The following is a 22,887-nucleotide window of genomic DNA, read 5'->3' on the forward strand; positions in this document are numbered from 1 at the left end:
ATCGGATAGCGTCGTATATGTGATTCGTGTGTTCCTCGTCGACGATCACGAGGTCGTCCGGCGGGGCGTGGCCGCATTGCTGGGATCCGAGGACGACATCGAGGTCATCGGAGAGGCCGGCACGGCCGAGTCCGCGATCGCCCGCATCGCCGCGCTGAAGCCCGACGTGGCGGTGCTGGACGTACGGCTGCCGGACGGCAGCGGCGTGGACGTGTGCCGCGAGGTGCGTTCGAGGGTGCCGGGGCTGGCGTGCCTGATGCTGACGTCGTTCGCCGATGACGACGCGCTGTTCGAGGCGGTGATGGCCGGGGCGGCCGGCTACGTGCTCAAGCAGATCCACGGCTCCGACCTGGTCGGCGCCGTACGCACGGTCGCCGCGGGGCAATCGCTGCTCGACCCGCAGACCACCGCCGCCATGCTGCAGCGCCTGCGTGACCAGGCCGCCAGGAAGGATCCCCTCGCCGCGCTGTCGGAGCAGGAACGGCACATCCTCGACCTGATCGGCGAGGGGCTGACCAACCGGCAGATCGGCGAGCAGTTGTTCCTGGCGGAGAAGACGGTCAAGAACTACGTGTCCAACCTGCTGGCCAAGCTCAACATGCAGCGCCGCACCCAGGCCGCCGCGCTGGCGGCGCGCCTGCGGGACGGCCGTCCCGAATAACCCGCCGGCGGCCGGGGGGACAGCGTTCAGGGCGCGTCTCCCACGGTGGAGGCCGGGGGAAGGACGGGTTCGAGGTGGAACATCCCGGTGACCACCTCATGGGACCCTTCGGCGGGGCGGAGACGTCCGGCGACGGCCAGCAGCACGTCATGAGCCGTGACCAGGCCGATCAGCCCGCCGCCGTCGACCACCGGCACGGCGTCGCACCCGGCGTCCAGCATCGCCGCCGCGACCCGGGTCAGCGGGGTGTCCGAGCGGACCACCGGCCTGCGCTCGCACCCGAGCAACATCCGTACCTGACGGCTGGACTGCTCCTCCGGACCGCCCGACCAGGACGCCGCCACCTGCTCACGCGTCAGGATGCCGAACACGTGCCGCCCTTCGACGACCGGCAGGTGGTGAACGTCGGCGCGGCGCATCAGCTCCCAAGCCATCAACGGCGACTCGTCCGGCTTGACCGCCACCAGGACCCGGCTCATCACCTGCTCGGCGGCCAGCATTTCGACGGTCATGACCCCTCCTTTCTCCCACCTCCACCTTCGCGACGGCGAGCCCGCCGCGCCCGGGGACGAAGTCCCGAATGGGGGTGACATTGGTCCCCATCTCGCGTCATTCAGGCGAGTGTCGCGTCGGCGAGCAGCTGGGCGAATCGACGGGGAGTGCCGGCCTGGGACCACATCGTCCGCTGCCGGGCCGCACCCGTCCCCCGGCTGGCCAGCCGGTGGAGCAGCAGGGCGATCGGTTCGGGCTCGGGCAGGCGCGGCAGGAGGAGCTCCAGCAGGTCGCGGTGGGTCAGAGCCCGCGACGTGTACGGATCGAGGGCCAGCGCGTCCAGGCCGAGGCGGGCGGCGGCGGCCAGCTCGGCGACGATCTGCCGGTCACTCAGCGCCTTGATCGGCACATTTCTTGTCATGTCGGCGATGGCCAGGGCGACGAGCGCCCGCGCCATGGCGGCCAGCAGCACGGTGTCCTCGACCGAGAGGCAGGTGTCCATGACCCGCAGCTCCACGGTCGGGTAGCGCGGTGACAGCCGGGCGTGGAAGTACACGCTCCGTTCGTCCAGGGCCCGGCCGCGGCGGATCAGGTGGCACACGGTGGCGTCGTAGTCGGCCGCCGACCGCCACGCCAGGGGAGGCGCCGCCGTCGGCCAGCGGCTCCACTGCCGGTAGCGGCGGCTGGCCCAGCCCGTGTCCCCGCCGCCGGCGATCGGAGAATTGGCGCTGAGCGCCAGCAGCGTGGCCAGATAGGGCCGGAGCCGGGTCAGGATCTGCACTCCCAGCTCGCGGGAGGAGATGCCGACGTGTACGTGGCAGCCGCAGGTGCCCGAGCCCGCGACCAGGGCTCCATGGCGGGCCGCCAGCGCCCGATAACGGTCGTCGGCCGTGAGAGCGGACAGACCGGGCATGTTTCGCGGGGGAATCCCGCACGCGACGAGATGGCAGCCCAGTTCCCGCGCCGCGCGTGCGGCGAGCGTCCGGTGGCGGGACAGTTCCTCGGCCACCTGCGCCAGGTCCGTGCACACGCCGGTGACCGTTTCGAGCTGGTAGCGCATGGCCTCGGCTTTGACGTGCGGATCGCCGCCGAGCAGCGCCAGGACCGCCGGCGCGGCCAGGGCCGGGCCGCCTTCGGCATGATCCAGCAGCAGGAACTCCTCCTCCACGCCCACCGTCAGCATCCGGACCACAGGGGTGGCGGTGCCATCCGCTCTCATCGCAGCCTCCCCGGAAGCAACCTGCGTACGGGGCGATCGATCCCTTCCCTACCGCACCACGGCGACGGCGCAGCGGGCGTGGTGCAGCATCGCGTGGCTGACCGAGCCCAGCAGCGCCGAGCGGATGACTCCGCGCCCGTGCGAGCCGATCACCACCAGCGCGGCCTTGGCCGAAGCGGTCACCAGAGCGTCGACCGGGTGGGCGCGCCGCACGTCCTCGACCACCTCCACCCCCGGGTACGCCTCCCGGAATCGGGCGATCCGGGCGGCGACGACCTGGTTGGCGGCCGCGGTGACGTCGTCGGGGTCGTAGTTGACCTGTGGCGCGTACAACTGCACCGGCGGCTGCCAGGCGTGGAGCGCGCGCAGCGGGCTGCCGCGCAGCTCGGCCTGGCGGAAGGCGAACTCGAGCGCGGGCTCGCACTCCGGCGAATCGTCGACGCCGACCACCACCTCACCGCGTACGGACTCCTGCTCGGGCCGCACCACGACCACCGGGCAGTGCGCCTGACCGGCCACGTGCAAGCTCACGGAGCCGAGCAGGGCCCCCTCGAACCCGCCCAGCCCCCGGCTGCCGATGACGATCTCGGTCGCGTCCTTGGCCTGCTCCCGCAGGGCCACCGCCGCGGGCCCCTCGACGACCTCGGTCGACACCTCGACGTCCAGCTGGCGCTCCCCCGCCAGCTCGGCCGCCTCGGTCACCATCGTCTGCGCCATGCGGTCGAGCACGTCCGGCTCGGGAGCGGCGTGGAACCTCGAAAACCGGTACGAATCGCGGTTCACGGCGTGCACGACGCGCAGCGGCTCGTGCCTGCGCTTCGCGTCATCCACCGCCCAGGCCACCGCCGCGCACGACGCCCGCGATCCGTCGACACCTGCAATGATCATGTTGTCCCCCCTCTCCCCCCATCGCACCGCACGCCACCTCGCCGCCCCAGGGCCATAAGTCCCTCATGGGCAGGGCCAACGACCCGGTGTCCGACGGCCGTGAAAGGGCTCGTCAAGGGGCCTTTTAGGGGCCTGGCGCGCTGCCGGCCGGCTCGCGCGCGAAGAGCCCGCCGAGAGCGGCGGCGAGGACGGGCAGCGCGACGACCACGGCCGCGATCGTCGGCCTCGTACGACCAGGCCGGCGATCGGAGCGCGCCGATGGGCGGCGTGATCGCTGATCACGCCGCCCATCGCCGGTCAGGTGAGGAAGCTGCCGTAGGGGCCGTTCAGCATGGCGTTCTTCTGTGTCTGGTTGAAGATGCAGTTCGGGTAGGAGTAGAAGGTCGCCGACATGCACGTCCCGTCGGTGGAGGTGGCGTCGGGCAGGCCGAACGCGTGCCCCAGCTCGTGCACCATTCCGCCGTACCACCGGTTCATCGCGCCGTTGATCCCCGCGGCGCCGTCGGCGTCGTGTCCGCTGAGGATCACCCAACCGTTGCCGCCGCCGCCACCGGCGCCGTCGCCTTCGGCGCTGATCTCGCCGACGTTGACCCAGCGGTTGTCCGGCGCGCCGAGACCGAGCTTACGGCGCAGCTCGGCCTGCATGTTGCACACCGTCCACCAGTACTTCTCGCCGCAGTTCGGCGTGTTCTCGTACCAGGTCCGCGGCTGGTCGCCGTTGACGACCTCGACGACCGGGTTGTTCAGCGTGAACGTCTTGCCCAGCTGCTGCTTGAAGAAGCGCTGCGCCTCCTGCATGACCTTCGCGATGCCGTCCGGGTAGCGCTGGTCGTAGGCCACGTCCGAAGGCTTGAGCCAGTAGACCCGCACGGTCCGCGACGGCGGCGGGCCCGACGTCGGGGTCACGGTCGGGGTCACCGTGGGAGTCACGGTGGGGGTGGGGGTGGGGGTGGGGGTCACGGTGCCCGTGCAGGTGACGCCGTTGAGGGTGAAACTGGCCGGCACCGGATTGGTGGAGTTGTTCCACGTGCCGTTGAACCCGAACGAGGCGCTGCCGTTCGTCGGCAGGGAGCCGTTCCAGCCGGCGTTGGCGGCGGTCACCGCGCTGCCGTTCTGCGTCACGACGGCGTTCCAGGCCTGGCTGACCGTCTGCGAGGCGGCGAAGCTCCAGCGCAGGGTCCAGCTCGTGAGTGGATCACCGAGGTTCTTGATCGCGACGTTGGCGCTGAAGCCGCCGGCCCACTGCGAGCCCAGGGTGTAGGTGACCTGGCAGCCGGCCGCGGCCGCGTGCGCCGTGATCGTGCTCGCCACCGCGGCGCCGGCCATGCAGACGGCCAGGACCCCGGCGATGAGGCCCCTGCGTAATCCTCGTAAGTGCATCCGCTTTCTCCGTGTGAGGGGGAGCCCGAAAAATGTGAACCTTAACAACGAGTACGGTGATGATCCATACCGAGGCTGTCAATGAACGTCGGCGGAAGGCTGCTACGGACGTGGGGAAATGCTTTTGGGACTCTGAAAGTTTCAGGCCGACAGATGTTCGCGCAGCAGCGCGAAGAACGTGTCGCCGCGGACGATCTCGAACGGATCCCCCAGGAGCCCCGCGAGCTCGGCGATGTCGGCCGGCGTCCAGTTCCAGGCGTTGACCGCGCCGGCGATGAACAGCGGCGCTCCCCCGTCCCATCCCTCGATCCGCCGCACCAGCGTGTCCCGGTACTCCTGCGCCTTGCCCTGCGGCGAGAAGTTCCCGATCACGGGCAGGCCCGCCGGGTGGATCAGCAGGTCGCCGGTCTCCCACGACTGGATGATGCCGCGCACCGGGGTGTCGCGCCGGTAGGCGGCGACGATGCGCTCGTCGAAGGCCGCCCAGCCGTCGCCCTCGGGCTTGCGGTGGTTGTAGGCGTAGACGAGATCCATGCCGGTACGGCGCAGGAATCGGCCGGTGAGCCGCGTGTACGCGGCCAGCGCCGCCGCCGGCCAGGACCCCGGGTAGGTGTAGCCGGCGCCGGACGGGCCGGCCACGAGCAGGTCGTTGGCGGTGGCCGTGCGCTGGTAGTACGCCAGCAGCGCGGGCCCGATGTCGGCCAGCAGCGGGCTGACCGTCCAGTTGACCGGCACGCCGCCGCGCTTGGGGTCGTCCCAGATCTCGCGCATCCGGCGCTGGCAGTACTGGATGTTGTCGCCCTCGCCGACCGTGAGCGTGAGATAGACGCGAGCGCGTAACCTGGCCGGCGGTCGCGGACGTACCCGGTCGGAGATCCTGGCGGAGACCCCGGCGTGGACGGTGGCGTTCATGTAGTAGTCGGCGGGGACCACCTCGACGCCGTGCTGCGAGGCCCGGTCGACGCCGCCCCACTCGCCCGCCACGTCGTTGGAGAACCAGCCCGCGTACGGCGTGGCGGGCTCCACCCGGCCGAAGATCTCGTCGAGCAGCTCACCGGTGGCGCCGCTGGGCGGCAGCCAGAAGACCATGGCCCGGGTGGCCACCGCGTAGTCGCGGAAGTAGGGGAACGGCTCGACCCGGGTGGGCGCGGTCGTCGCGGCAGTGACCAGGTACTGGTTCCACAGGTCCACCTCGACCAGCAGTTGCCGGGCGCCGGGCGGGGCGGTGAAGCGGTAGATGAAGTAGTTGCCGCCGTCGGCGAAGCGGTTGTCGTCGCCGCCGATGGCGGAGTTGAGGCCGTCGAAGAGGTAGGGGGCCTCGGCCTCCGTGCCGGGCGTGAACGCCGCGATCTGCGTCCCGTCCGCGGTCACCTTCACCGAGCCCACGGACGCGCCCCAGCCGTCGTCACCGAGCGAGTCCTGGAAGCGCAGGTAGACGCCGTCCTGGGCGGTCGGCAGCTCCTGGCTCAGGTCGAACGTGCGCACCGCCCGGTTGGAGGAGTCGCGGACGCGCTCGGTCTCCCGCGCGAGCTCGCGCCACCGCACGCCGTCCACCCGCACGGTCCTGGTGGGCGGGAGCCCGGCGAGCAGGGTGTGGGTGCAGCGCGGGAACAGGTGGTCGAGCTGCCAGCGGTACGTGGTCAGGACGTCGGCCGGGTCGAAGCGGCCGCGCAGGTCCACGACGGTACGCAGGCCGTGCGCGGCGGCCTGCTCGGCGGTCGCGGCGACGGCGTCCTCCAGACCGGCCAAGGTGGTGGCGACGTTGACGGAGTCGGGGACGTCCGGGTCGTGCAGGATCGCGCCGCGCACCTCGGCGCGGTAGCGGGCGACCAGGTCGAGGGGGCGGTCGTGACGGGTGACCGCCGCGCCGGTGCCGGACAGCCAGCGCTGGTCGTGTCCGGCGGCGTCGTAGTTGAAGTAGAGGCGCGGCCGGCGGCGGTTGACGACGCCCTGGAGGGTGGTCAGGAGCAGCTGGTCGTCTCCGTGGAGGGTGGTGAGGTCGGCGAAGTCGAGGTGGGTGGGACGGCCGAAGTTCGGCAGGAAGGCGGGGAGGGTTCGCGCCGCGGCGGGGCCCTGGACGGTGGGGAGGGTTCGCGCGGCGGCGGGGTCCTGGAAGGTGAGGCCGAGGCCGCCGGCCGCCAGGACCACGCCGTTCGCCCGCAGGAAACTGCGTCGTGACACCATCAACGATCTCCGCTCCTCGTGGGGGGACAAGGATTGACACCGCTGTCAACTGCCCTCGAACGTAACAACGTGACGTGATGTTGTCCATGGTGTAAACCACCTCAGCGCTCCCCGAACACCGCCCGCCCGAGCGGCGGGACGGCTCCGCAGGCGCGGAAGAACCACCGGGTCGCCGACCGCTTCAGCGGGCTGCGCTCGAGCGCGGCGTCGGTGTTGCGGACGACCTCGCGGACGGTGTCGAACCCGTGGCGCAGCATGTCCGCCTCGTAGGCGCGCAACGCCTGCGGCAACGGCTGCTCGCCGCGGTCGGCCGCGGTGAGCGCGGCGCAGAGCCGGTGCGCGTCGCGCAGCGCCGCGTTGCCGCCGAGCCCGCCGACCGGGGGCATGTGGTGGACGGCGTCCCCGAGCCCGGTGACGTTGCCCGTCTCCCACGGTCGGAGCGGCTCGGCGGCGCTGAACTCGGTCTGGTAGAGGGTGTCCGGGGTCGAGTCGGCGAGCAGCCGGCGCAGGTCGGGATGCCAGCCGGCGGTCCGCCGGGCCAGCATCTCCCGCACCGCGGCCGGGTCGGCCTGGGCCTGCGGCGTGAAGTCCGCCGGGAGGGAGTCCCGGTGCGCGATGAACGCCCACAGCACGTAGTCGTCGTCGTGCGCGTCCGCCAGCAGCCGCTCCGGCTCCAGCCCGAGCGCGCGTACCCGGTCGCCGAGCCTGGCGGTGATCGCCGCAGGGTCCTCGCGCCTGCGGAAGATCGCGGTGAACAGGAAGTCCCGGCGTGGCCAGAAGACGTTCATGCCGGCGAGCAGCCGCTCCGGCAGCCATCGCCGGTTGTCCTCCGTGAGGAAGAGCTTGCCGGCGACGGCCGTCGCCGGCAGCGTGGTGCGGCCGGCCGCCGGATGGAGCTGCGCCCACACCCGGGAGTTGACGCCGTCGGCCGCGACGAGCACGTCGGCGGTCGCGGTGGTGCCGTCGGCGAACTTCGCCGTGACCGTCCCGCCGTCCGCCCGGGCGAAGCCGGTGAACTCCTTGCCGAAGCGGACGACGTCGTCCAGTCCGGCCAGCAGCAGCTTGCGCAGGGTGATGCGGCTGACCGCGTGCCGGCCAGTCGCGGGGTCCAGCGGGTCGCGGTCCCGGCCGTCCTGGCCGATGCGGACGAGCGTGCGCATCCGTTCGTCGAGGAAGCCGATCCCTGGCCCCGGGTCGCCCGCGGTGGCCACCAGCACCTCCCACAGGGCGGGCGGCAGGCAGGCGTGCAGGGCGACGCTCCCGGCCGGATCGATGTTCAGGCGGAAGCCCTGGAGGCGCGAGTCGGCCGTGCGGTCCCGTTCGTACACGGTGACGTCCACGCCGGCTCGCTTCAGGCCCTGCGCCAGGCAGAGCCCGCCGATCCCGCCGCCGATGACGGCGACGTGCAAACGCCGAGGAGGCATGAGTTTCTCACCTTTCTGGTAGCGGGCGCGTCAGGGCTGCCCGGCGGGGTTCGCGAGCTCCGCGAGCAGGCGGTCGTGCCAGGTCAGCTCCATCTCGAGCTGCATCAGGGTGTAGTCGAAGGCGACGGCCTCCAGCCTGGTCAGGTGCGGGTCGGCCTCGGCGCGCAGGTTGCGCCAGAAGTCGAGCTGCGCGGCGAAGGCGTCACGGCGTCGCTGGACGGCCGTGCGCAGCTCGTCGGGGCCGATCTCGCCGCTGTGCAGGAGCACCAGCTGGATCGCGTCCGGCCGGAACTTCGTGTCCTCGAGGACGGACCTGATCAGCGAGACCAGCTCGGTCCGGCCCTTGCCGGTGATGCCGTAGACCGTGCGGGCGGGCAGGTTGCCTTCCTGCTCGGTGCGGACCACCTCGACGACGCCTTCGTCCGCCATCCGGCGCAGCGCGCCGTACAACGAGCCGGGCTTGACGTCCGCCCACAGCTCCACCCGGTCCAGCTGAGCGGCGGCCCGGATCTTGTGCCCGTGCATGGGGCCGCCGTCGGCCAGGGCGCCGAGAATGAAAAGGCGTGTTGCTCGCATATGAGTACTCAAACACGAGCACCCATTGCGACGCAAGTCGGTCAGCGACGGTCGAGGAGGCCCGACTCGCAGGCGAGGGTGACGGCGGGCGCGAGCCCGAAGGCGGCGGGCGACCTGATCGCCCGCGCCCCTCTGCGACCGCCACTGACCGGGCGGTCTGTCCTTACAGCCCCTGGACCAGGGCCACGATCACCGAGGTCAGCGCGACCGGTCCCATCACGGCCACCGTCACCACGGTCGCGTTGCGGCCGGGCAGCAGGCGGGCGAGGGTGCGCGCGGCGACCTGCCGCACCACGCCCGCGCCGGGCAGCACGAACAGTCCCAGCGTGAACGCGCCGGCGGCCAGGGACTCCGCGTGGCTGGTGCCCAACCGGCCGGACAGGTGCAGGAGGGTCGCGACGACGGTGCCGAACGCCAGCGACAGGAACAGGTGGCCCACCGCGACGAGCGCGGCCCTGCCGAACGGCGGCCGGGTCTCGGCGAAGAAGTGATCGCCGGCGCGCAACGCCAGCGAGAGGGCCGCCGCCACCAGACCCACGGCGACAGGCATGACGACGGTCGCCGCCACCAGCGTCACGAGCACCAGCACCCCGACGAACCCGCTGCCGGCCAGGAACCGCTTGAGCTCGAAGGGCTCCGCGGGAGGCGGGGCCGGGCGGGGCTCCCGCGGCCGGTCGTCGTGGACGGTCGGAGCCGGGGCGGGCACGTAGGGCGGCGGCCGCTCCTCCTGGCGGCTCGGGGCGTATTCGACCGGCGGGAGCAGGTCGGCGACGATGTCCATGGTGAGCGTGCCGCTCGCGATCCGCTTGGTCCGGTCCGGGCGGGCCGCCGGATCGAGCGCCCTGGCCAGCCGCAGCAGCTCCCCCGCGCCGGGCCGCGCCGCCGGATCGACCTGCATCGCCCGGCTCAGCCAGCCCCGCAGCCACGCCGGCGCCTTGTCGATCTGCGCCCGCCCTTCCATGGTGTTGAAGCAGATCGCCTCGAACGTCCCCGTCCCGAACGGCGGCAGCCCCGTGGCCGCGAAGAACACCGTCGAGGCCAGCGCGTGCACGTCGGCCGCCTGGGTGATCTGCGAGTCACGGATGATCTCCGGCGCCAGGTAGCCCGGCGTGCCGACGAACATCCCGGTCTGCGTCAGCCGGGCCGCGTCCACCAGATGCGCGATGCCGAAGTCGATGACCAGCGGCTCGCCGTCGACCAGCATGACGTTGGACGGCTTGAGGTCACGATGGATCACGTCGGCCGCGTGGATGTCCACCAGCGCCTGGCACAGCCCATGGGCGAGCTTGACGACCTCGCGCGCCTCCAGCGGGCCGTCGGTGAGCACGGTGTCCTCCAGCGTGCGGCCCGCGGCGAAGCGGGTCACCACGTAGGGCCGGTTGCCCGCCAGCTCGGCGTCGATCACCTCGGCCACGTAGCGGCTGCGCACCCGCCGCATCGTCTCCACCTCGCGGAGCAGCCGGTCGCGCGACTTGAGGTCGGCGGCCACGTGCGGGTGCAGCACCTTGATCGCGACCTCGCGGCCCGCGCCGTCCAGACCGAGGTGGGCCACCCCCATGCCGCCCTCGCCGATCTTCCCGATCACCCGGTATGGGCCGAGATGCTCGTGCGTCTGCGTGCTCATTCCCGACGTCATCCTCCGTTTTCCCCCGGTACGCCGCGCTTCCGTGCGCGCTGGCCCGGCCATTCTCCCGCAGCGTTTCCCCCGAGATGCACAGTAAGCGAAGATCGGCCCGAGCGCGGTGCTCCCGGAGGTTTCAGGTGGAGGCGCGGTGAATGACGTGCGGGGACAACGAGGCCGGCGTCAGGCGCGGCTTGCGGCCCGACAGGTTGGCCACGACCGCGTCGGCCAGGGAGCGGCCCACCTTCTCCAGGTCGAAGGCGATCGTGCTGAGCGGCGGGTCGGCCGCCTGGGCGAGAGGAATGTCGTCGGTGCCGATGACCGCCAGATCGCCGGGGGCGGTGAGCCCGGCGCGGCGCATGCCCATGAGGAGGGCGATCGCGACCTCGTCGTTGTAGGCGCACACGGCGGTCACGGACTCTCGCCGCCAGCGCCTGGCGGCGCGGGCCATGGCGGCGCCGTCGAGCTTGGTGTCGAGCGCCGTCGGCGGGTCGATGCCGGCGTGCGCGCAGGCCTCTGCGACCCCGGCCAGCCGGTCGTCGGCGATCCTGCGGAGCAGCGGGTGCTCGGGCATGGCGTAGCCGAGGCGGCGATGGCCCAGGTCGATGAGGTGCCCGGCCTGGAGGCGGCCCATGAGCCGCATGGTGGGGTGGGCCTCGACCTCGGTGGTGAAGACGAGGTCCGCGCCCGCCCGGCGCAGGGCCTGCGCGGTCTCGTCGTCGAGCGGGTCGAGGCTGGCGACCACCGAGGCGTCGATCGCCGCGCAGACGTCGGGCAGCGGCCGCCCCGGCGCTCCGGCCAGGTGGGTGACCAGGGTCAGGCCGGAATCGGCCAGGGAGGCGGCGAACTGCTCGACGAAGCGGTTGATGCCGGGGCCGATCGACAGGTGCGGGATGGACAGCAGCACGACGTCGCTGCGTCCCGCGGCCAGGGAGCGGGCCGAGCCGCGCGGGCGGTAGTCGAGCTGCTTGACCGCGTCCAGGACGCGGCGCCTGGTCTCCTCCGGGATCGACTGCCCCGGGGTGTCGTTGAGCACGTAGCTCACGGTCGCGGCGGAGACGCCGGCTGCTCGGGCGACATCGGCGCTGGTGACCCGCTTCGCTTGGCGTCTCATGTCGGCATCGTAGGAGATTCCGGCCACCTGTGTGACGGGCGCCTCCGTTGCGTACTTGTTACGGGGAGACGTCTTGCGAGCCGTGCGGCGGTCAACGGTAGGTTACTGATGCGCTTAAGTAATGAGCTGCACTTTTTGGCCCTTACTGCTTGGGAACGGTGTCCATGGCCACTCCCCCCTCCCTCGGACCGCTCGAAACCCGGACCCCCGACGATCTGCCGAGGGCGAGGGCGAGCTACATCTTCTGGATGATGGCCGCCAACTTCGGCATCTCCATGGCCTTCGTGGTCCCGCTGTCGTTCTCGCTGGCGGTGCGGATCGACGAGCTCGCCCCCGGACACGAGGAGGTGCTCGGGTACGTCACGGGCACCGCCCAGACCATCTATCTCGTGCTCAGTCCCCTGCTCGGTGTCTGGAGCGACCGGACCCGCAGCCGCCTCGGCCGCCGCCGCCCCTTCCTGCTCGCCGGCCTGGTCCTGGGCCTGGCGGCGCTGGTCGGCATCGCGGTCGCGCCGAGCCTGCTGCTCGTGGGAGCCGGCTGGATCCTCGCGATGCTGGGCTGGGCGACCGCCTCGCAGGCGATCCTCAACGTGCAGGCCGACCGCATCCCCGAGGCCCAGCGCGGCAAGATCGGCGGCCTCACCGGGCTGACCGGCCAGATCGCCCCCATCGTCGGCATCGGGATCACCACCGCCGTGACGGGCAACACGTTCCTCGTCTTCGTCCTGCCCGGCGTCGTCGGCGCGGTGCTGCTCGGGGTCTTCCTCGTCGTGGGCAAGGAGGACGACACGCGCGGCGCCGTACACACGACCCCGGTGTCGGTGCGGACGCTGGCGTCCAGCTACGTGTTCAACCCCCGCAAGTACCCGGACTTCGGCTGGAACTGGCTGGGGCGCCTGATGTTCTTCATGGGGCTGTACTGCAACACGACGTTCACCACGTTCTTCTACGCCCAGCGCCTGGACCTGCCGGTGCGGGAGGTCGCCGGGGCGGCGGCCGTCATCGGGGTCCTCGGCGTCGCCGCGGCGGCCCTCGGCGCGATCGGCGGCGGCTTCCTGTCGGACAAGCTGCGGCGGCGCAAACTGTTCGCCCTCGTCGGCGCGCTGTTCTTCGTGGCGGGCGCGCTGGTGGAGGCCTTCGCGTACTCCTTCCCGGTGCTGATGATCGGGTCCGTGCTGATGCAGCTCGCGATCGCGTTCTTCAGCGCGGTCGACCAGGCGATCGTGCTCGCGGTGCTGCCGAGCCGGGAGGAGGCCGGGCGGTACATGGCCGTGGTGTCGTTCGCCCACAAGCTCCCGAGCGCGATCGCGCCGCTCATCGCCCCGTTCGTCATCGGCATCGGCGCGAGCGGCGGCGACAAGAACTACACGCTGCTCTACCTCACCGGCGCGGTGCTGGCGCTCGTCGGCGGGTCGCTGGTGTTCACGCGGGTGCGGTCGGTGCGATGAGGATGAGCGAGCACACGCCGTACGACCTGCGGATCGCCAGTGGCGGTGATCGGTTTCCGGTCGCCGAGGAGCGGCCGGCGCTGTCCTGGAAGCCGCCGCTGACCTGGAGCGGGCAGGACGGCTACGACCTCCAGCTCCGCGTCGACGGCGTCGAGCGGAGCGTGGAGAACGTCGTCTCCGCCCGGCACCTCTTCGTCGAGTGGCCGCTGCCGCCGCTGCGCAGCCGGCAGTCCGTGGCCTGGCGGGTCCGAACGCGTCGCGGCGGGCGGTCCTCGGGCTGGTCATCCTGGCACGCGTTCGAGTCGGGCCTGCTGGACCGGGACTGGTCGGCGCGCTGGATCTCCCCGCAGGAGGACGGCGACGGCTCCCGTCCGGCCTACGTCCTGGCCGGCAGCGTGGACCTGCGCGGCGACATCGCCCAGGCCCGGCTCTACGCCACCGCGCTCGGCGTCTACGAGGCGTTCGTCAACGGCACGCGGGTGGGGACGGCGGAGCTGTCGCCTGGCTCCACCTCGTACGGGGACACGCTGTACGCCCAGGCCGCGGACGTCACGGCGCTGCTGCGCGGCGGCGGCAACGACCTGGAGATCCTGCTGTCGGACGGCTGGTACCGGGGCAGCGCCGGCACCTGGCGCAAGCGCGACTCGTGGGGCACGACCACCGCGGCGCGGCTCCAGCTCCACGTCCGCTACGCCGACGGCACCGAGGCGGTCGCCGTCACGGGCGCGGACTGGACCTCGCGCCGCGGCGCCGTCCTCGCGGCCGACCTGATGAACGGCCAGACGACCGACTTCACGTCTCCGCCCGGCGCCGCCCGGCCCGTCCTGGTGGACGCGGTCACCGCGCCGCCGATCAGCTGGTCACCGGCCCCGCCGGTGCGCCGGGTGGAGCGGATCGCCCCGCGTTCGGTGACCCGGCACGGCGACGGCACGTGGATCGTGGACTTCGGCCAGAACGCCTCCGGCTGGATCGCCCTCGCCGACCTGGGCCCGGCCGGCACCCGTACCGTGATCGACTACGGCGAGCACCTGGACGCGACCGGGGACCTGACGACGACGCATCTGGACAGCCGGCGGCCGGGCGAAGCCGCGATCCCGTTCGTGCAGCGCGACGAGGTCGTCTCCGCAGGACGGCCCGGCGAGGTGTTCGAGCCCCGGCACACCGTGCACGGCTTCCGGTACGCGCGCGTCTCCCGCGCCGTGGACCCGGCGAGCATCGTCATGCGGGTCGTGCACACCGATCTGCGCCCGACGGCGACGTTCGCCTGCAGCGACGACGATCTCAACCGGCTGCACGAGGTGGCGCGCTGGAGCTTCCGCGGCAACGCCGTGGACCTCCCGACGGACTGCCCCACGCGCGAGCGCCTGGGCTGGACGGGCGACTACCAGATCTTCGCGCCGACCGCCGCGCGCCTGTACGACGTCGATGGCTTCAGCCGCAAGTGGCTGCGCTCCGTCCGCGACGACCAGCTCGACGACGGCCGCGTGGTGAACTCCTCACCCGACGCCAACCGGCTGAAGGTCCACGACGAGCCCATGGCGAACGGGATCACCGGCTCGGCGGGATGGGGCGACGCGATCGTCCTGGTCCCGTGGGTGCTCTACACGACCTACGGGGACACGGCCGCCCTCGCCGAGAACTGGCCGGCGATGCGCCGGTGGGTCGAATGGGCGCTGGCGACCGCGCGCGACGCCCGGCATCCCTCCCGCGTCGAACGCTCGGCCGAGCCGCTCGCGCACGAGGAGTTCGTCTGGGACGGCTCCTTCCACTGGGGGGAATGGCTGGAGCCGAAGAAACGCGCGGCAGACGGGTCCCTCGTCGATCCCGTGATGAGCGATCCCATGGCGTGGTACCTGGCGGACAAGGGCGAGGTGGGCACCGCGTACCTGTTCCGCTCCGTCCGTACCCTCGCCGACGTGGCGCAGGTGCTGGGGCACGCCGGCGACGCGGCCCGCTACCGCGAGACGGCGGAGCGGGTACGCCGGGCCTGGCAGACGGAGTTCCTGGACACCGAGGGCCGGACGAAGGCCGGCACGCAGGCGAGCTACGTACGTGCCCTGGCCTTCGAGCTCGTGCCCGAGGAGCTGCGCGAGCGGGCGGCCCGACACCTCGTCGGCCTGATCGACGCGGCCGGCGGCCACCTCGGCACGGGCTTCCTCTCGACGGCGGACCTGCTGCCCGTCCTGGCCGACTCCGGCCACCCCGGCGTCGCCTACCGGGTGCTGTACCAGCGCTCGTCCCCCTCGTGGCTGGGCATGCTCGACCGGGGCGCGACGACCATCTGGGAGGACTGGGACGGGGTGTCCGGGGACGGCACGGCCACGGCGTCGCTCAACCACTACAGCAAGGGCGCGGTCATCGGCTTCCTGCACACCCACACCCTCGGACTTCGGCAGGCGCCGGGCTCGGCCGGCTGGGAGTCCTTCGAGGTCGCGCCGGTGCTCGACGAGGCGATCACCTGGGCCACGGGCACCTTCGACGGCCCGCGGGGGCGGATCGCCGTCGGCTGGCGCGTCGAGGACGGCCACCTGACCATCGCAGTCGACGTGCCCGGGGGCTCCGAGGCGCGGATCCGCTTCCCGGACGGCAGCACGTTCCACACCGGCCCGGGGAGTTTCTCCCAACGACGTCCCATCAACTGAAGGAGTTCATTCATGTCCATTGCCGATGTGTCGGGCAAGTCCCTGGCCGAGCTCGTCTCCCTGCGAGGGCGGCGCGCGGTCGTGACCGGCGGCGGTCGCGGGCTGGGCAGGGCGATCGCGCTGCGCCTGGCCGAGGCCGGCGCCGACCTGTTGATCGGCGACATCGACGAAGAGCTCGCCGTGACCGCCGCCAAGCAGCTCGCCGAGCGCCACGGGGTACGCGCGGTGGGCGCCGCCATGGACGTCACCGACGCGGCGTCCGTGGCCGCGGTGGCCGATATCGCGGTCGCCGAGCTCGGCGGCCTGGAGATCTGGGTGAACAATGCCGGGATCTTCCCGAGTGTCCCGCTGCTGGAGATGAGCGAGGAGACCTGGGACCAGGTGTTCGCGGTCAACGCCCGCGGCGTCTTCGTCGGCGCGCGTGAGGCGGCGCGGCGGATGGCGGCGGCCGGTACCGGCGGTGCCATCGTGAACATCATCTCGACCGCGGGTTTCCGCGCGAGCGCGCCCGGCCTGGCCGCCTACGTCGGTTCCAAGCACGCCGCTCGCGGTCTCACGCGCGAGCTGGCCCTCGAACTCGCGCCGCTGGGCATCCGCGTGCTCGGGGTGGCGCCGAGCTACGTCCCCACGGAGGGCAACATGATGGCGGCGGCCACCATGCCCGCCACCGTGCCGGCCGGCGACCTCCCGCCGACCGACCTCATGCTGAACGGCCCGATCGGCCGGATCGGCGTCCCCGACGACATCGCGCGCGTCGTCCTGTTCTGCGCGTCGGACCTGTCGGCCTTCATGACGGGCAGCACGCTGCTGGCCGACGGCGGCGACACCGCCTGACGCGCGTTCAGCCGCCTTCGACGGGTACCGGGATCCGCGCCTCCACCTTGAACGACGCGCGATCGGCCCGGTACACGTCGCGCGCGAACTCGATGCAGCGCCCCTCGGCCGTGTAGGTGCGGCGGGTCAGGAGGATCCCGCTGGAGGCGCTGCGGACCCGCAGCCGGGCGCAGGAGGCGTCGTCGATGACGATGGACTCGATGACGGCGGAGGCGTCGGCCGGCACGACGCGATAGTGGGCGCGCAGGATGTGCCAGAGCGAGCCGGTGAGGGGCCGCTCCAGCAGGCCGGGCGTGATCGCGCTGGGGAAGTAGGTGGTCTCCAGCGCGATCGGCTCGTCGTCGGCGAAGCGCAGCCGGTGCAGGGCGTGCACGGTCTCGTCACCGGCCAGGTCGAGCGCCTCCCGGGCCGAAGGGGTCGGGGGGCGCTCCTCGGCCCAGATGAGCTGCGCCGACGGCCGCCGCCCGGCCAGGATGATCTCGTCGGAGAAGCTGCCGATGTGGAACGGCACCCGCGGCTCGGCCACGAACGTGCCCCGCGGCGGCCGCCGGTAGACGTATCCCTCCTTCTCCAGCAGCGCCAGGGCCTGCCGGGCGGTCATCCGGCTGACGCCGAAGGTCTCGCTGAGCTCCCGTTCCGACGGCATGAGGGTGTGCGGGCCGAGCTTCTCGCCGGTGATCCGGTCGCGCAGCTCCGCGGCGATCGTCACGTAACGGGGTGAACCCATGCTTGACACCTTAGCCCACTTGGACGATACCTTGCGGTCTACACCACATGGTATATACCAAGAGGGAGGTTGCGATGAGAAACCACACAGCGCGTACCGACAGCGACGAGCTGGCCCGGTTCGGCTACGAACAGTCCTTCGAGCGGCGGACCGGCAGGTTCGCCTCGTTCGCCGTGGCCTTCGCGTTCGTCTCGATCGCGACCGGCATCTTCACCACCTACGGGTCGGTGCTGGGCTCCTCCGGGCCGCTCGGCATCTGGACCTGGCCGATCGCGGTGGTCGGCCAGCTCGCGGTGGCGTTCGTCATCGGCTCGCTGGCCTCCCGGATCCCGGTGACCGGGTACGCCTACCAGTGGACCTCCCGCCTGGCCAACCCGGTGCTCGGGTGGATCATCGGCTGGATCTCGTTCATGTTCCTGGCCGTCGTCGTCGTGGCCGTGGACTACACGGTGGCCTCGACGGTCCTGCCCGTGCTGCTGGACTACACGGCGAGCGGCGGCATCACCTGGGCGGTCACCGCGGTGATCCTGCTCGGTCAGGCCGCGCTCGTCGGCGGCTCCACCCGGTGGTCCGAGAAGGTCAACAACACCGCCGTGTCGGCCGAGCTCGCCGGCATGGTGCTGCTGACCGTGCTGCTGCTCGTCGTGGCCGCGGTCCGCAACGACATGGACTTCGGCAACCTGTGGAGCAGGGGCGCCGTGCCCGCCGAGGGATACTGGAGCTTCGGCGACCTGACCTCGGCCGGGCCGTGGGTGCTGGGCTTCCTGCTCGGCGCGTTCACCATCGTCGGGTTCGAGTCGGCGGCCAACCTCGCCGAGGAGACCACCGACCCCGAGCGGGTGGTCCCGCGGGCCATGTGGCAGGCGGTCCTGGCCTCCGGCGTCCTGGGCTTCCTGTTCCTGGTCGCGGTCACGCTCGCGGCCGGTGACCCGGTGGCGCTCGCCGCGTCCGGCACCCCGATCGCCGACGTCATCAAGCAGACCCTCGGGCCGGTCGTCGCCACGCTCCTGCTGCTGCTGGTCGTGCTGGCGATCTTCGCCTGCGGCCTGGTCATCATGATGACCGGCACCCGCCTGACCTGGGCGATGTCCCGCGACGAGCGGTTCCCGGGCTGGCGGCACTGGCAGCGGGTCTCGCCGCGCTTCGGCACCCCGCTGCGGGCGACGGTGTTCTACGTGGCGCTCGCCGAGGTGATCCTGGGCCTGTTCTCGGCCTTCTCGGAGGACGCGCTGTTCACCCTGTTCGGCGCGGCCACGCTGCTGCCCGCCGTCATCTACGCCGCGACCGTCGCGCTCTACCTCGCCAAGCGGCGGCACCTGCCGGCCAACGGCAAGTTCGACCTCGGCGCCTGGGAGAAGCCCGTCCTGGCGGTGTCGGTCGTGTGGCTGGTGTTCGAGCTGTCGCTCTTCCGCGATGCCTCCTTCCGCGACGCTTGGCTCTACGTTCTGGTGATGGTCGTGATCGGCGCCGCCTACCTCGTGACGCTGCTGGCGACCCGTGGCCGCCGGGCGCTGGACATGCCCGACATGCACTCGATCGACGGCGCTTTCGCGCAGAAGGAGCAGATCTGACGATGCACGTCCTCGCGATCGACCAGGGCACTTCAGGGACCAAGGCCATCGTCGTGGACGCCGGTGGCGCCGTCCTGGCGATCGCCGAGGAGGCCCTGCGCCCGCGTTACCTGGAGGGCGGCGGCGTCGAGCAGGACCCGTGTGCCCTGCTCGACTCCGTTCTGACCGCCGGGCGGCGCGCGGCCGCCGCGGCGGGCGTGCCGCTGGACGCGGTCGCCCTGGCCAACCAGGGCGAGACCGTGCTGGCCTGGGATCCCGTCACCGGCGAACCGCTCACGCCCGCCATCGTCTGGCAGGACCGCCGTGCCGAGCCGCTGTGCGCCGCGCGGGCCGGGCATGCCGGCCGGGTGGCCGCGCTGACCGGCCTCGTGCTCGACCCGTACTTCTCGGCGCCGAAGATGCGCTGGATCCGCGAGGCGCTGACCACCGAGGGTGTCGTGACGACCACCGACACCTGGCTGGTGCACCGGCTGTGCGGCGCTTTCGTCACCGACGCCTCCACCGCCAGCCGCTCCCTCCTGCTCGGGCTGGAGGACGCGCGGTGGAACGGCGAGCTGCTGGAGCTGTTCGGGCTCGGCTCCGAACGGCTCCCCGAGATCGTCGCCGGCGACGCCGTCGTCGGCACGACCACCGCTTTCGGCCCGGAGGTCCCGGTGACCGGGCTGATCGTCGATCAGCAGGCCGCGCTGCTGGCCGAGGCGTGCCTGGAGGCGGGCACCGCCAAGTGCACGTACGGCACGGGCGCCTTCCTGCTCGCCCAGCTCGGGACGTCCCCGGCGCGCTCGGCGTCGGGTCTGGCCACGTCGATCGCCTGGCGGCTGCGCGGCGAGACGCGCTACTGCGTGGACGGCCAGGTCTACACGGCGGCCTCGGCCGTGCGCTGGCTCGCCGACCTCGGCCTCGTCTCCGGCGCGGACCAGCTCGACGCCGTCGCGGCGCCCTCCGGCGACGGGGTGCTGTGCGTGCCCGCGCTCGCCGGGCTGGCCGCGCCGTGGTGGGACGCCGGCGCCACCGCCTCGTTCACCGGCATGACGCTCAGCACCGGCCGCGGGCACCTCGTACGGGCGCTGCTGGAAGGGATCGCCGCGCAGGTCGCCGAGCTGACCGCGCTGGTGGGGGCGGATCTCGGCGCGCCGCTGTCCCGGCTGCGCGTGGACGGCGGCCTGACCCGCTCGCGCGTCCTCATGCAGACGCAGGCCGACCTCGCCCAGCTCCCCGTGGAGGTCTACCCGTCGCCGCACGCGACCCCGCTCGGCGCCGCCGCGTGCGCGCTGATGGCCCTCGACCCGGCCCTGGACGCCGCCGCGGCGGTCGGCGGCTGGCGGCCGTCGGCCGTCTACGAGCCCGCCTGGCCCGCGGACCGAGCGGCCGCGTACCTGGAGCGGTGGCAGGCCGCCGCCCGGGCCACTCTGTCGTCGAAGGAGAATTCGTGAACACCTACGACGTGGCTGTGATCGGCGGCGGCATCGTCGGCGCGGCCATCGCGCGCCTGCTGGGCGGCACCGCGCTGTCGGTGGCGCTGGTGGAGGCGCGCGACGACGTGGGCGACGGCACCAGCAAGGCCAACACCGCCATCCTGCACACCGGCTTCGACGCCAAGCCCGGCACCCTGGAGTCCCGCCTGGTCGCCCGCGGCTACGACCTGCTCGGCCGGTACGCCGAGGCCACCGGCATCCCGGTCGAGCGCACCGGGGCGCTGCTCGTGGCCTGGACGCCGGAGCAGCTCGACGCGCTGCCGGAGCTGCGGGCCAAGGCCGAGCGCAACGGCTACACCGCCTGCGAGATCGTCGACGCCGCCGAGGTCTACCGCAGGGTCCCCGCCCTCGGCGCGGGCGCGCTCGGCGGGCTGACGGTGCCCGGCGAGTCCATCATCTGCACCTGGACCACGAACCTCGCCCTGGCCACCGACGCCGTCAACCGCGGCGTGACGCTGCTGCGCGGCCACCGCGTCACCGTGGTCCACCCCGGGCTGGTCACCACCCGGCTGGTCACCACGGGGGGCGAGCTCTCCGCCCGCTGGGTGGTCAACGCCGCCGGGCTGGGCGCCGACGCGCTCGACGCCCTCTTCGGCCACGACCGCTTCACCGTCACACCGCGCCGCGGCGAGCTGCTGGTCTTCGACAAGCTCGCGCGGCCGCTGGCGCCCTGCATCGTGCTGCCGGTGCCGTCGTCGGCGGGCAAGGGCGTGCTCGTCAGCCCCACCATCTACGGCAACGTCATGGTCGGCCCGACCGCCGAGGACCTGACGGACCGGGCCGCCACCGGCACCTCCGAGGCGGGGCTGGAGTTCCTGCGCGAGAAGGGCGCCGAGCTCATGCCCCGGCTGATGGCGGAGGAGGTCACCGCGACCTACGCGGGCCTGCGCGCCTCGATCGGACGCGACGACTACCTGATCGACCTCGACGCCGGGCAGCGCTATCTCCTGGTCGGCGGCATCCGCTCCACCGGCCTGACCGCCGGCATGGCGATCGCCGAGCACGTCGCGGACCTGCTCAAAAGCCATCTCGACCTGGCCGAGCGCACCGCGCTGCCCGCGCCGCCTCACATGCCCAACCTGGGCGAGGCCTTCCCACGCCCCTATCAGGACGCCGCCGCGATCGCCGCCGACCCCGAGTACGGCCGGGTCGTGTGCTTCTGCGAGCGGGTGACGAAGGGCGAGATCCGCGACGCCCTGGCGTCGGTGATCCCGCCCGCCGGGGTGGAAGGCCTGCGCCGCCGCACCAGAGCCATGAACGGACGCTGCCAGGGCTTCTACTGCGGAGCCCGGGTACGCGAGATCTTCGAAGGGGGAGCACTGTGACCGAGCGAAGCGAGGGAACGAGACAGCACAGCGACCTGGTCGCAGGTCCGACGAAGGAGGACCTGTGACCGAGCGCGTACGGGTGGCCGTGATCGGCGGAGGTCCGGCCGGGCTCACCGCCGCCGCCACGCTCGCCCCGTCCGTGGACGGCGACGTCCTGGTCCTGGAACGCGAGCCGGAGACCGGCGGCATCCCCCGGCACAGCGACCACCCCGGCTACGGCCTGCGCGACCTGCGCAGATTCATCTCCGGCCCCGCGTACGCGCGCCGGCTGACCCGCCACGCCCGCGACGCCGGAGCCCGGCTGGAGACCGAGGCCATGGTCACCGGCTGGGCCGGACCGCGGACCCTGGAGGTGACCTCGCCGAACGGCCGCCGCCTCGTCCGGGCCGACGCGGTGGTCCTGGCGACCGGAGCCCGGGAGCGGCCCCGCCCGGCCCGGCTCATCCCCGGCGACCGTCCCGACGGCGTCTACACCACCGGCCAGCTGCAGAACCTCGTCCACCTGCACCACCGCGAGGTCGGGCGGCGCGCCGTGGTCGTCGGCGCCGAGCTGGTCAGCTGGTCGGCGGTCCTGACCCTGCGCGAGGCGGGCTGCCGCACGGTGCTGATGACCAGCGAGTACGACCGGCCCGAAGCCTACGCGGCCTTCCACCTCCCGGGACGGCTGGCCTTCGGCGTGCTCGTCCGGGCCCGCACCCGGGTCGTCGCCGTCAACGGCAAGGGCCGCGTGACCTCGGTCGACATCGAGGACCTCGGCACCGGGCGACGCCGCCGCGTCCCCTGCGACACGGTGATCACCACCGGCGACTGGATCCCCGACCACGAGCTGGCCCGTACGGGCGGCCTGGAGATGGACGCGGCCACGCTCGGGCCGCGCGTGGACACCTCCCTGGCGACGAGCCTGCCCGGGGTGTTCGCGGCCGGGAACCTCCTGCACCCGGTCGACACGGCCGACGTCGCCGCGCTCGACGGCCGCCACGTGGCCGCGGCCGTCCTGCGGCACCTGGCCGGGGACCCCGCCCCCGCCGGCGGGGTGCCGCTGGTGGCCGAGGCGCCTCTGCGCTGGGTCGCGCCGCAGCTCGTCCGCCCCGGCGGGCCGCCGCCCTCCCGTGGCAGGCTCCTGCTGTGGGCGGACGCCTTCCGGACGCTTCCGCGGGTCACCGCCACCCAGGACGGACACGTCCTCGGCCGTACCCGGCTCCCGTGGCCGGCCGCTCCCGGCCGGGTCTTCCGCGTCCCCTTCTCCCTGGTGGCGAGCGCCGACCCCGCGGGCGGCCCGGTGCGCCTCGCCTTGGAGTGACCG

The 22,887-nt window shown here is 72.7% G+C and carries 18 protein-coding genes; 8 read left to right on the forward strand and 10 right to left on the reverse strand.

The features are described from left to right. Positions 1 to 19: 19 nt before the first annotated feature. Positions 20 to 661, forward strand: coding sequence for a response regulator transcription factor (locus ACWDRB_RS26165; protein ID WP_449897710.1), 642 nt, complete (start codon positions 20 to 22; stop codon positions 659 to 661). 26 nt (positions 662 to 687) lie between these two features. On the opposite strand, the gene ACWDRB_RS26170 is transcribed toward ACWDRB_RS26165, so the two are convergent. The 9 genes from ACWDRB_RS26170 to ACWDRB_RS26210 all read right to left on the reverse strand — a co-directional run bounded on the left by ACWDRB_RS26170 (position 688) and on the right by ACWDRB_RS26210 (position 11,559). Continuing rightward, positions 688 to 1,173 (reverse strand): CBS domain-containing protein, encoded by a 486-nt coding sequence (locus tag ACWDRB_RS26170; protein WP_449897712.1) that lies wholly within the window; start codon positions 1,171 to 1,173, stop codon positions 688 to 690. 101 nt (positions 1,174 to 1,274) lie between these two features. Beyond that, positions 1,275 to 2,372, reverse strand: coding sequence for a carboxylate-amine ligase (locus ACWDRB_RS26175; protein ID WP_449897715.1), 1,098 nt, complete (start codon positions 2,370 to 2,372; stop codon positions 1,275 to 1,277). A 48-nt stretch (positions 2,373 to 2,420) separates the two neighbouring features. Further along, positions 2,421 to 3,260, reverse strand: a complete 840-nt coding sequence (locus ACWDRB_RS26180) for a universal stress protein (RefSeq protein WP_449897718.1) — start codon at positions 3,258 to 3,260, stop codon at positions 2,421 to 2,423. 297 nt (positions 3,261 to 3,557) lie between these two features. Continuing rightward, positions 3,558 to 4,640: a cellulose-binding domain-containing protein gene (locus ACWDRB_RS26185; protein WP_449897721.1), complete on the reverse strand. Its 1,083-nt coding sequence runs from the start codon at positions 4,638 to 4,640 to the stop codon at positions 3,558 to 3,560. Between the two features lie 141 nt (positions 4,641 to 4,781). Continuing rightward, positions 4,782 to 6,824 (reverse strand): GxGYxYP domain-containing protein, encoded by a 2,043-nt coding sequence (locus ACWDRB_RS26190; RefSeq protein ID WP_449897723.1) that lies wholly within the window; start codon positions 6,822 to 6,824, stop codon positions 4,782 to 4,784. Positions 6,825 to 6,925: 101 nt separating this feature from the next. Next, complete coding sequence (locus ACWDRB_RS26195) at positions 6,926 to 8,248, reverse strand: FAD-dependent oxidoreductase (RefSeq protein WP_449897726.1); 1,323 nt, start codon at positions 8,246 to 8,248, stop codon at positions 6,926 to 6,928. A 30-nt stretch (positions 8,249 to 8,278) separates the two neighbouring features. After that, on the reverse strand, positions 8,279 to 8,824 hold the full coding sequence (locus ACWDRB_RS26200; protein ID WP_397375072.1) for a PadR family transcriptional regulator: 546 nt from the start codon (positions 8,822 to 8,824) through the stop codon (positions 8,279 to 8,281). Positions 8,825 to 8,987: 163 nt separating this feature from the next. Next, positions 8,988 to 10,448, reverse strand: a complete 1,461-nt coding sequence (locus ACWDRB_RS26205; RefSeq protein WP_449897729.1) for a serine/threonine-protein kinase — start codon at positions 10,446 to 10,448, stop codon at positions 8,988 to 8,990. 133 nt (positions 10,449 to 10,581) lie between these two features. Further along, positions 10,582 to 11,559, reverse strand: a complete 978-nt coding sequence (locus tag ACWDRB_RS26210) for a LacI family DNA-binding transcriptional regulator (RefSeq protein ID WP_449897732.1) — start codon at positions 11,557 to 11,559, stop codon at positions 10,582 to 10,584. A gap of 164 nt (positions 11,560 to 11,723) precedes the next feature. On the opposite strand from ACWDRB_RS26210, the gene ACWDRB_RS26215 reads away from it, so the two are divergent. Genes ACWDRB_RS26215 through ACWDRB_RS26225 form a run of 3 tightly spaced genes read left to right on the forward strand, consistent with a single transcriptional unit; the run spans position 11,724 to position 16,483 of the window. Continuing rightward, on the forward strand, positions 11,724 to 13,007 hold the full coding sequence (locus ACWDRB_RS26215; RefSeq protein ID WP_449897734.1) for an MFS transporter: 1,284 nt from the start codon (positions 11,724 to 11,726) through the stop codon (positions 13,005 to 13,007). A 2-nt stretch (positions 13,008 to 13,009) separates the two neighbouring features. Continuing rightward, positions 13,010 to 15,649, forward strand: a complete 2,640-nt coding sequence (locus ACWDRB_RS26220) for a family 78 glycoside hydrolase catalytic domain (RefSeq protein WP_449897737.1) — start codon at positions 13,010 to 13,012, stop codon at positions 15,647 to 15,649. A gap of 12 nt (positions 15,650 to 15,661) precedes the next feature. Beyond that, positions 15,662 to 16,483: an SDR family NAD(P)-dependent oxidoreductase gene (locus ACWDRB_RS26225; protein WP_449897739.1), complete on the forward strand. Its 822-nt coding sequence runs from the start codon at positions 15,662 to 15,664 to the stop codon at positions 16,481 to 16,483. 7 nt (positions 16,484 to 16,490) lie between these two features. Here ACWDRB_RS26225 and ACWDRB_RS26230 read toward each other — a convergent pair whose 3' ends face one another. After that, a complete protein-coding gene (locus ACWDRB_RS26230; protein ID WP_355209846.1) occupies positions 16,491 to 17,210 on the reverse strand; it encodes a GntR family transcriptional regulator in 720 nt (239 codons plus the stop codon). 74 nt (positions 17,211 to 17,284) lie between these two features. Between ACWDRB_RS26230 and ACWDRB_RS26235 the strand changes: the two genes are divergently transcribed. The 4 genes from ACWDRB_RS26235 to ACWDRB_RS26250 all read left to right on the forward strand — a co-directional run bounded on the left by ACWDRB_RS26235 (position 17,285) and on the right by ACWDRB_RS26250 (position 22,884). After that, a complete protein-coding gene (locus tag ACWDRB_RS26235) occupies positions 17,285 to 18,781 on the forward strand; it encodes an amino acid permease (RefSeq protein ID WP_449897743.1) in 1,497 nt (498 codons plus the stop codon). A gap of 2 nt (positions 18,782 to 18,783) precedes the next feature. Next, positions 18,784 to 20,214 (forward strand): FGGY family carbohydrate kinase, encoded by a 1,431-nt coding sequence (locus tag ACWDRB_RS26240; protein WP_449897746.1) that lies wholly within the window; start codon positions 18,784 to 18,786, stop codon positions 20,212 to 20,214. Further along, a complete protein-coding gene (locus tag ACWDRB_RS26245) occupies positions 20,211 to 21,581 on the forward strand; it encodes an FAD-dependent oxidoreductase (RefSeq protein ID WP_449897748.1) in 1,371 nt (456 codons plus the stop codon). Before ACWDRB_RS26240 ends, ACWDRB_RS26245 begins: the two co-directional genes overlap by 4 nt. Positions 21,582 to 21,645: 64 nt before the next feature. Continuing rightward, positions 21,646 to 22,884, forward strand: coding sequence for an NAD(P)/FAD-dependent oxidoreductase (locus ACWDRB_RS26250; protein WP_449897751.1), 1,239 nt, complete (start codon positions 21,646 to 21,648; stop codon positions 22,882 to 22,884). Positions 22,885 to 22,887 lie beyond the last annotated feature (3 nt).

The sequence above is a fragment of the Nonomuraea sp. NPDC003707 genome, from assembly GCF_053587055.1.

What these genes read in the sequence shown, in the direction of transcription:
- ACWDRB_RS26170 (WP_449897712.1), bottom strand. Translation starts at nt 1,173, where the DNA reads ATGACCGTCGAAATGCTGGCCGCCGAGCAGGTGATGAGCCGGGTCCTG.
- ACWDRB_RS26175 (WP_449897715.1), bottom strand. Translation starts at nt 2,372, where the DNA reads ATGAGAGCGGATGGCACCGCCACCCCTGTGGTCCGGATGCTGACGGTG.
- ACWDRB_RS26180 (WP_449897718.1), bottom strand. Translation starts at nt 3,260, where the DNA reads ATGATCATTGCAGGTGTCGACGGATCGCGGGCGTCGTGCGCGGCGGTG.
- ACWDRB_RS26185 (WP_449897721.1), bottom strand. Translation starts at nt 4,640, where the DNA reads ATGCACTTACGAGGATTACGCAGGGGCCTCATCGCCGGGGTCCTGGCC.
- ACWDRB_RS26190 (WP_449897723.1), bottom strand. Translation starts at nt 6,824, where the DNA reads ATGGTGTCACGACGCAGTTTCCTGCGGGCGAACGGCGTGGTCCTGGCG.
- ACWDRB_RS26195 (WP_449897726.1), bottom strand. Translation starts at nt 8,248, where the DNA reads ATGCCTCCTCGGCGTTTGCACGTCGCCGTCATCGGCGGCGGGATCGGC.
- ACWDRB_RS26200 (WP_397375072.1), bottom strand. Translation starts at nt 8,824, where the DNA reads ATGCGAGCAACACGCCTTTTCATTCTCGGCGCCCTGGCCGACGGCGGC.
- ACWDRB_RS26205 (WP_449897729.1), bottom strand. Translation starts at nt 10,448, where the DNA reads ATGAGCACGCAGACGCACGAGCATCTCGGCCCATACCGGGTGATCGGG.
- ACWDRB_RS26210 (WP_449897732.1), bottom strand. Translation starts at nt 11,559, where the DNA reads ATGAGACGCCAAGCGAAGCGGGTCACCAGCGCCGATGTCGCCCGAGCA.
- ACWDRB_RS26215 (WP_449897734.1), top strand. Translation starts at nt 11,724, where the DNA reads ATGGCCACTCCCCCCTCCCTCGGACCGCTCGAAACCCGGACCCCCGAC.
- ACWDRB_RS26220 (WP_449897737.1), top strand. Translation starts at nt 13,010, where the DNA reads ATGAGCGAGCACACGCCGTACGACCTGCGGATCGCCAGTGGCGGTGAT.
- ACWDRB_RS26225 (WP_449897739.1), top strand. Translation starts at nt 15,662, where the DNA reads ATGTCCATTGCCGATGTGTCGGGCAAGTCCCTGGCCGAGCTCGTCTCC.
- ACWDRB_RS26230 (WP_355209846.1), bottom strand. Translation starts at nt 17,210, where the DNA reads ATGGGTTCACCCCGTTACGTGACGATCGCCGCGGAGCTGCGCGACCGG.
- ACWDRB_RS26235 (WP_449897743.1), top strand. Translation starts at nt 17,285, where the DNA reads ATGAGAAACCACACAGCGCGTACCGACAGCGACGAGCTGGCCCGGTTC.
- ACWDRB_RS26240 (WP_449897746.1), top strand. Translation starts at nt 18,784, where the DNA reads ATGCACGTCCTCGCGATCGACCAGGGCACTTCAGGGACCAAGGCCATC.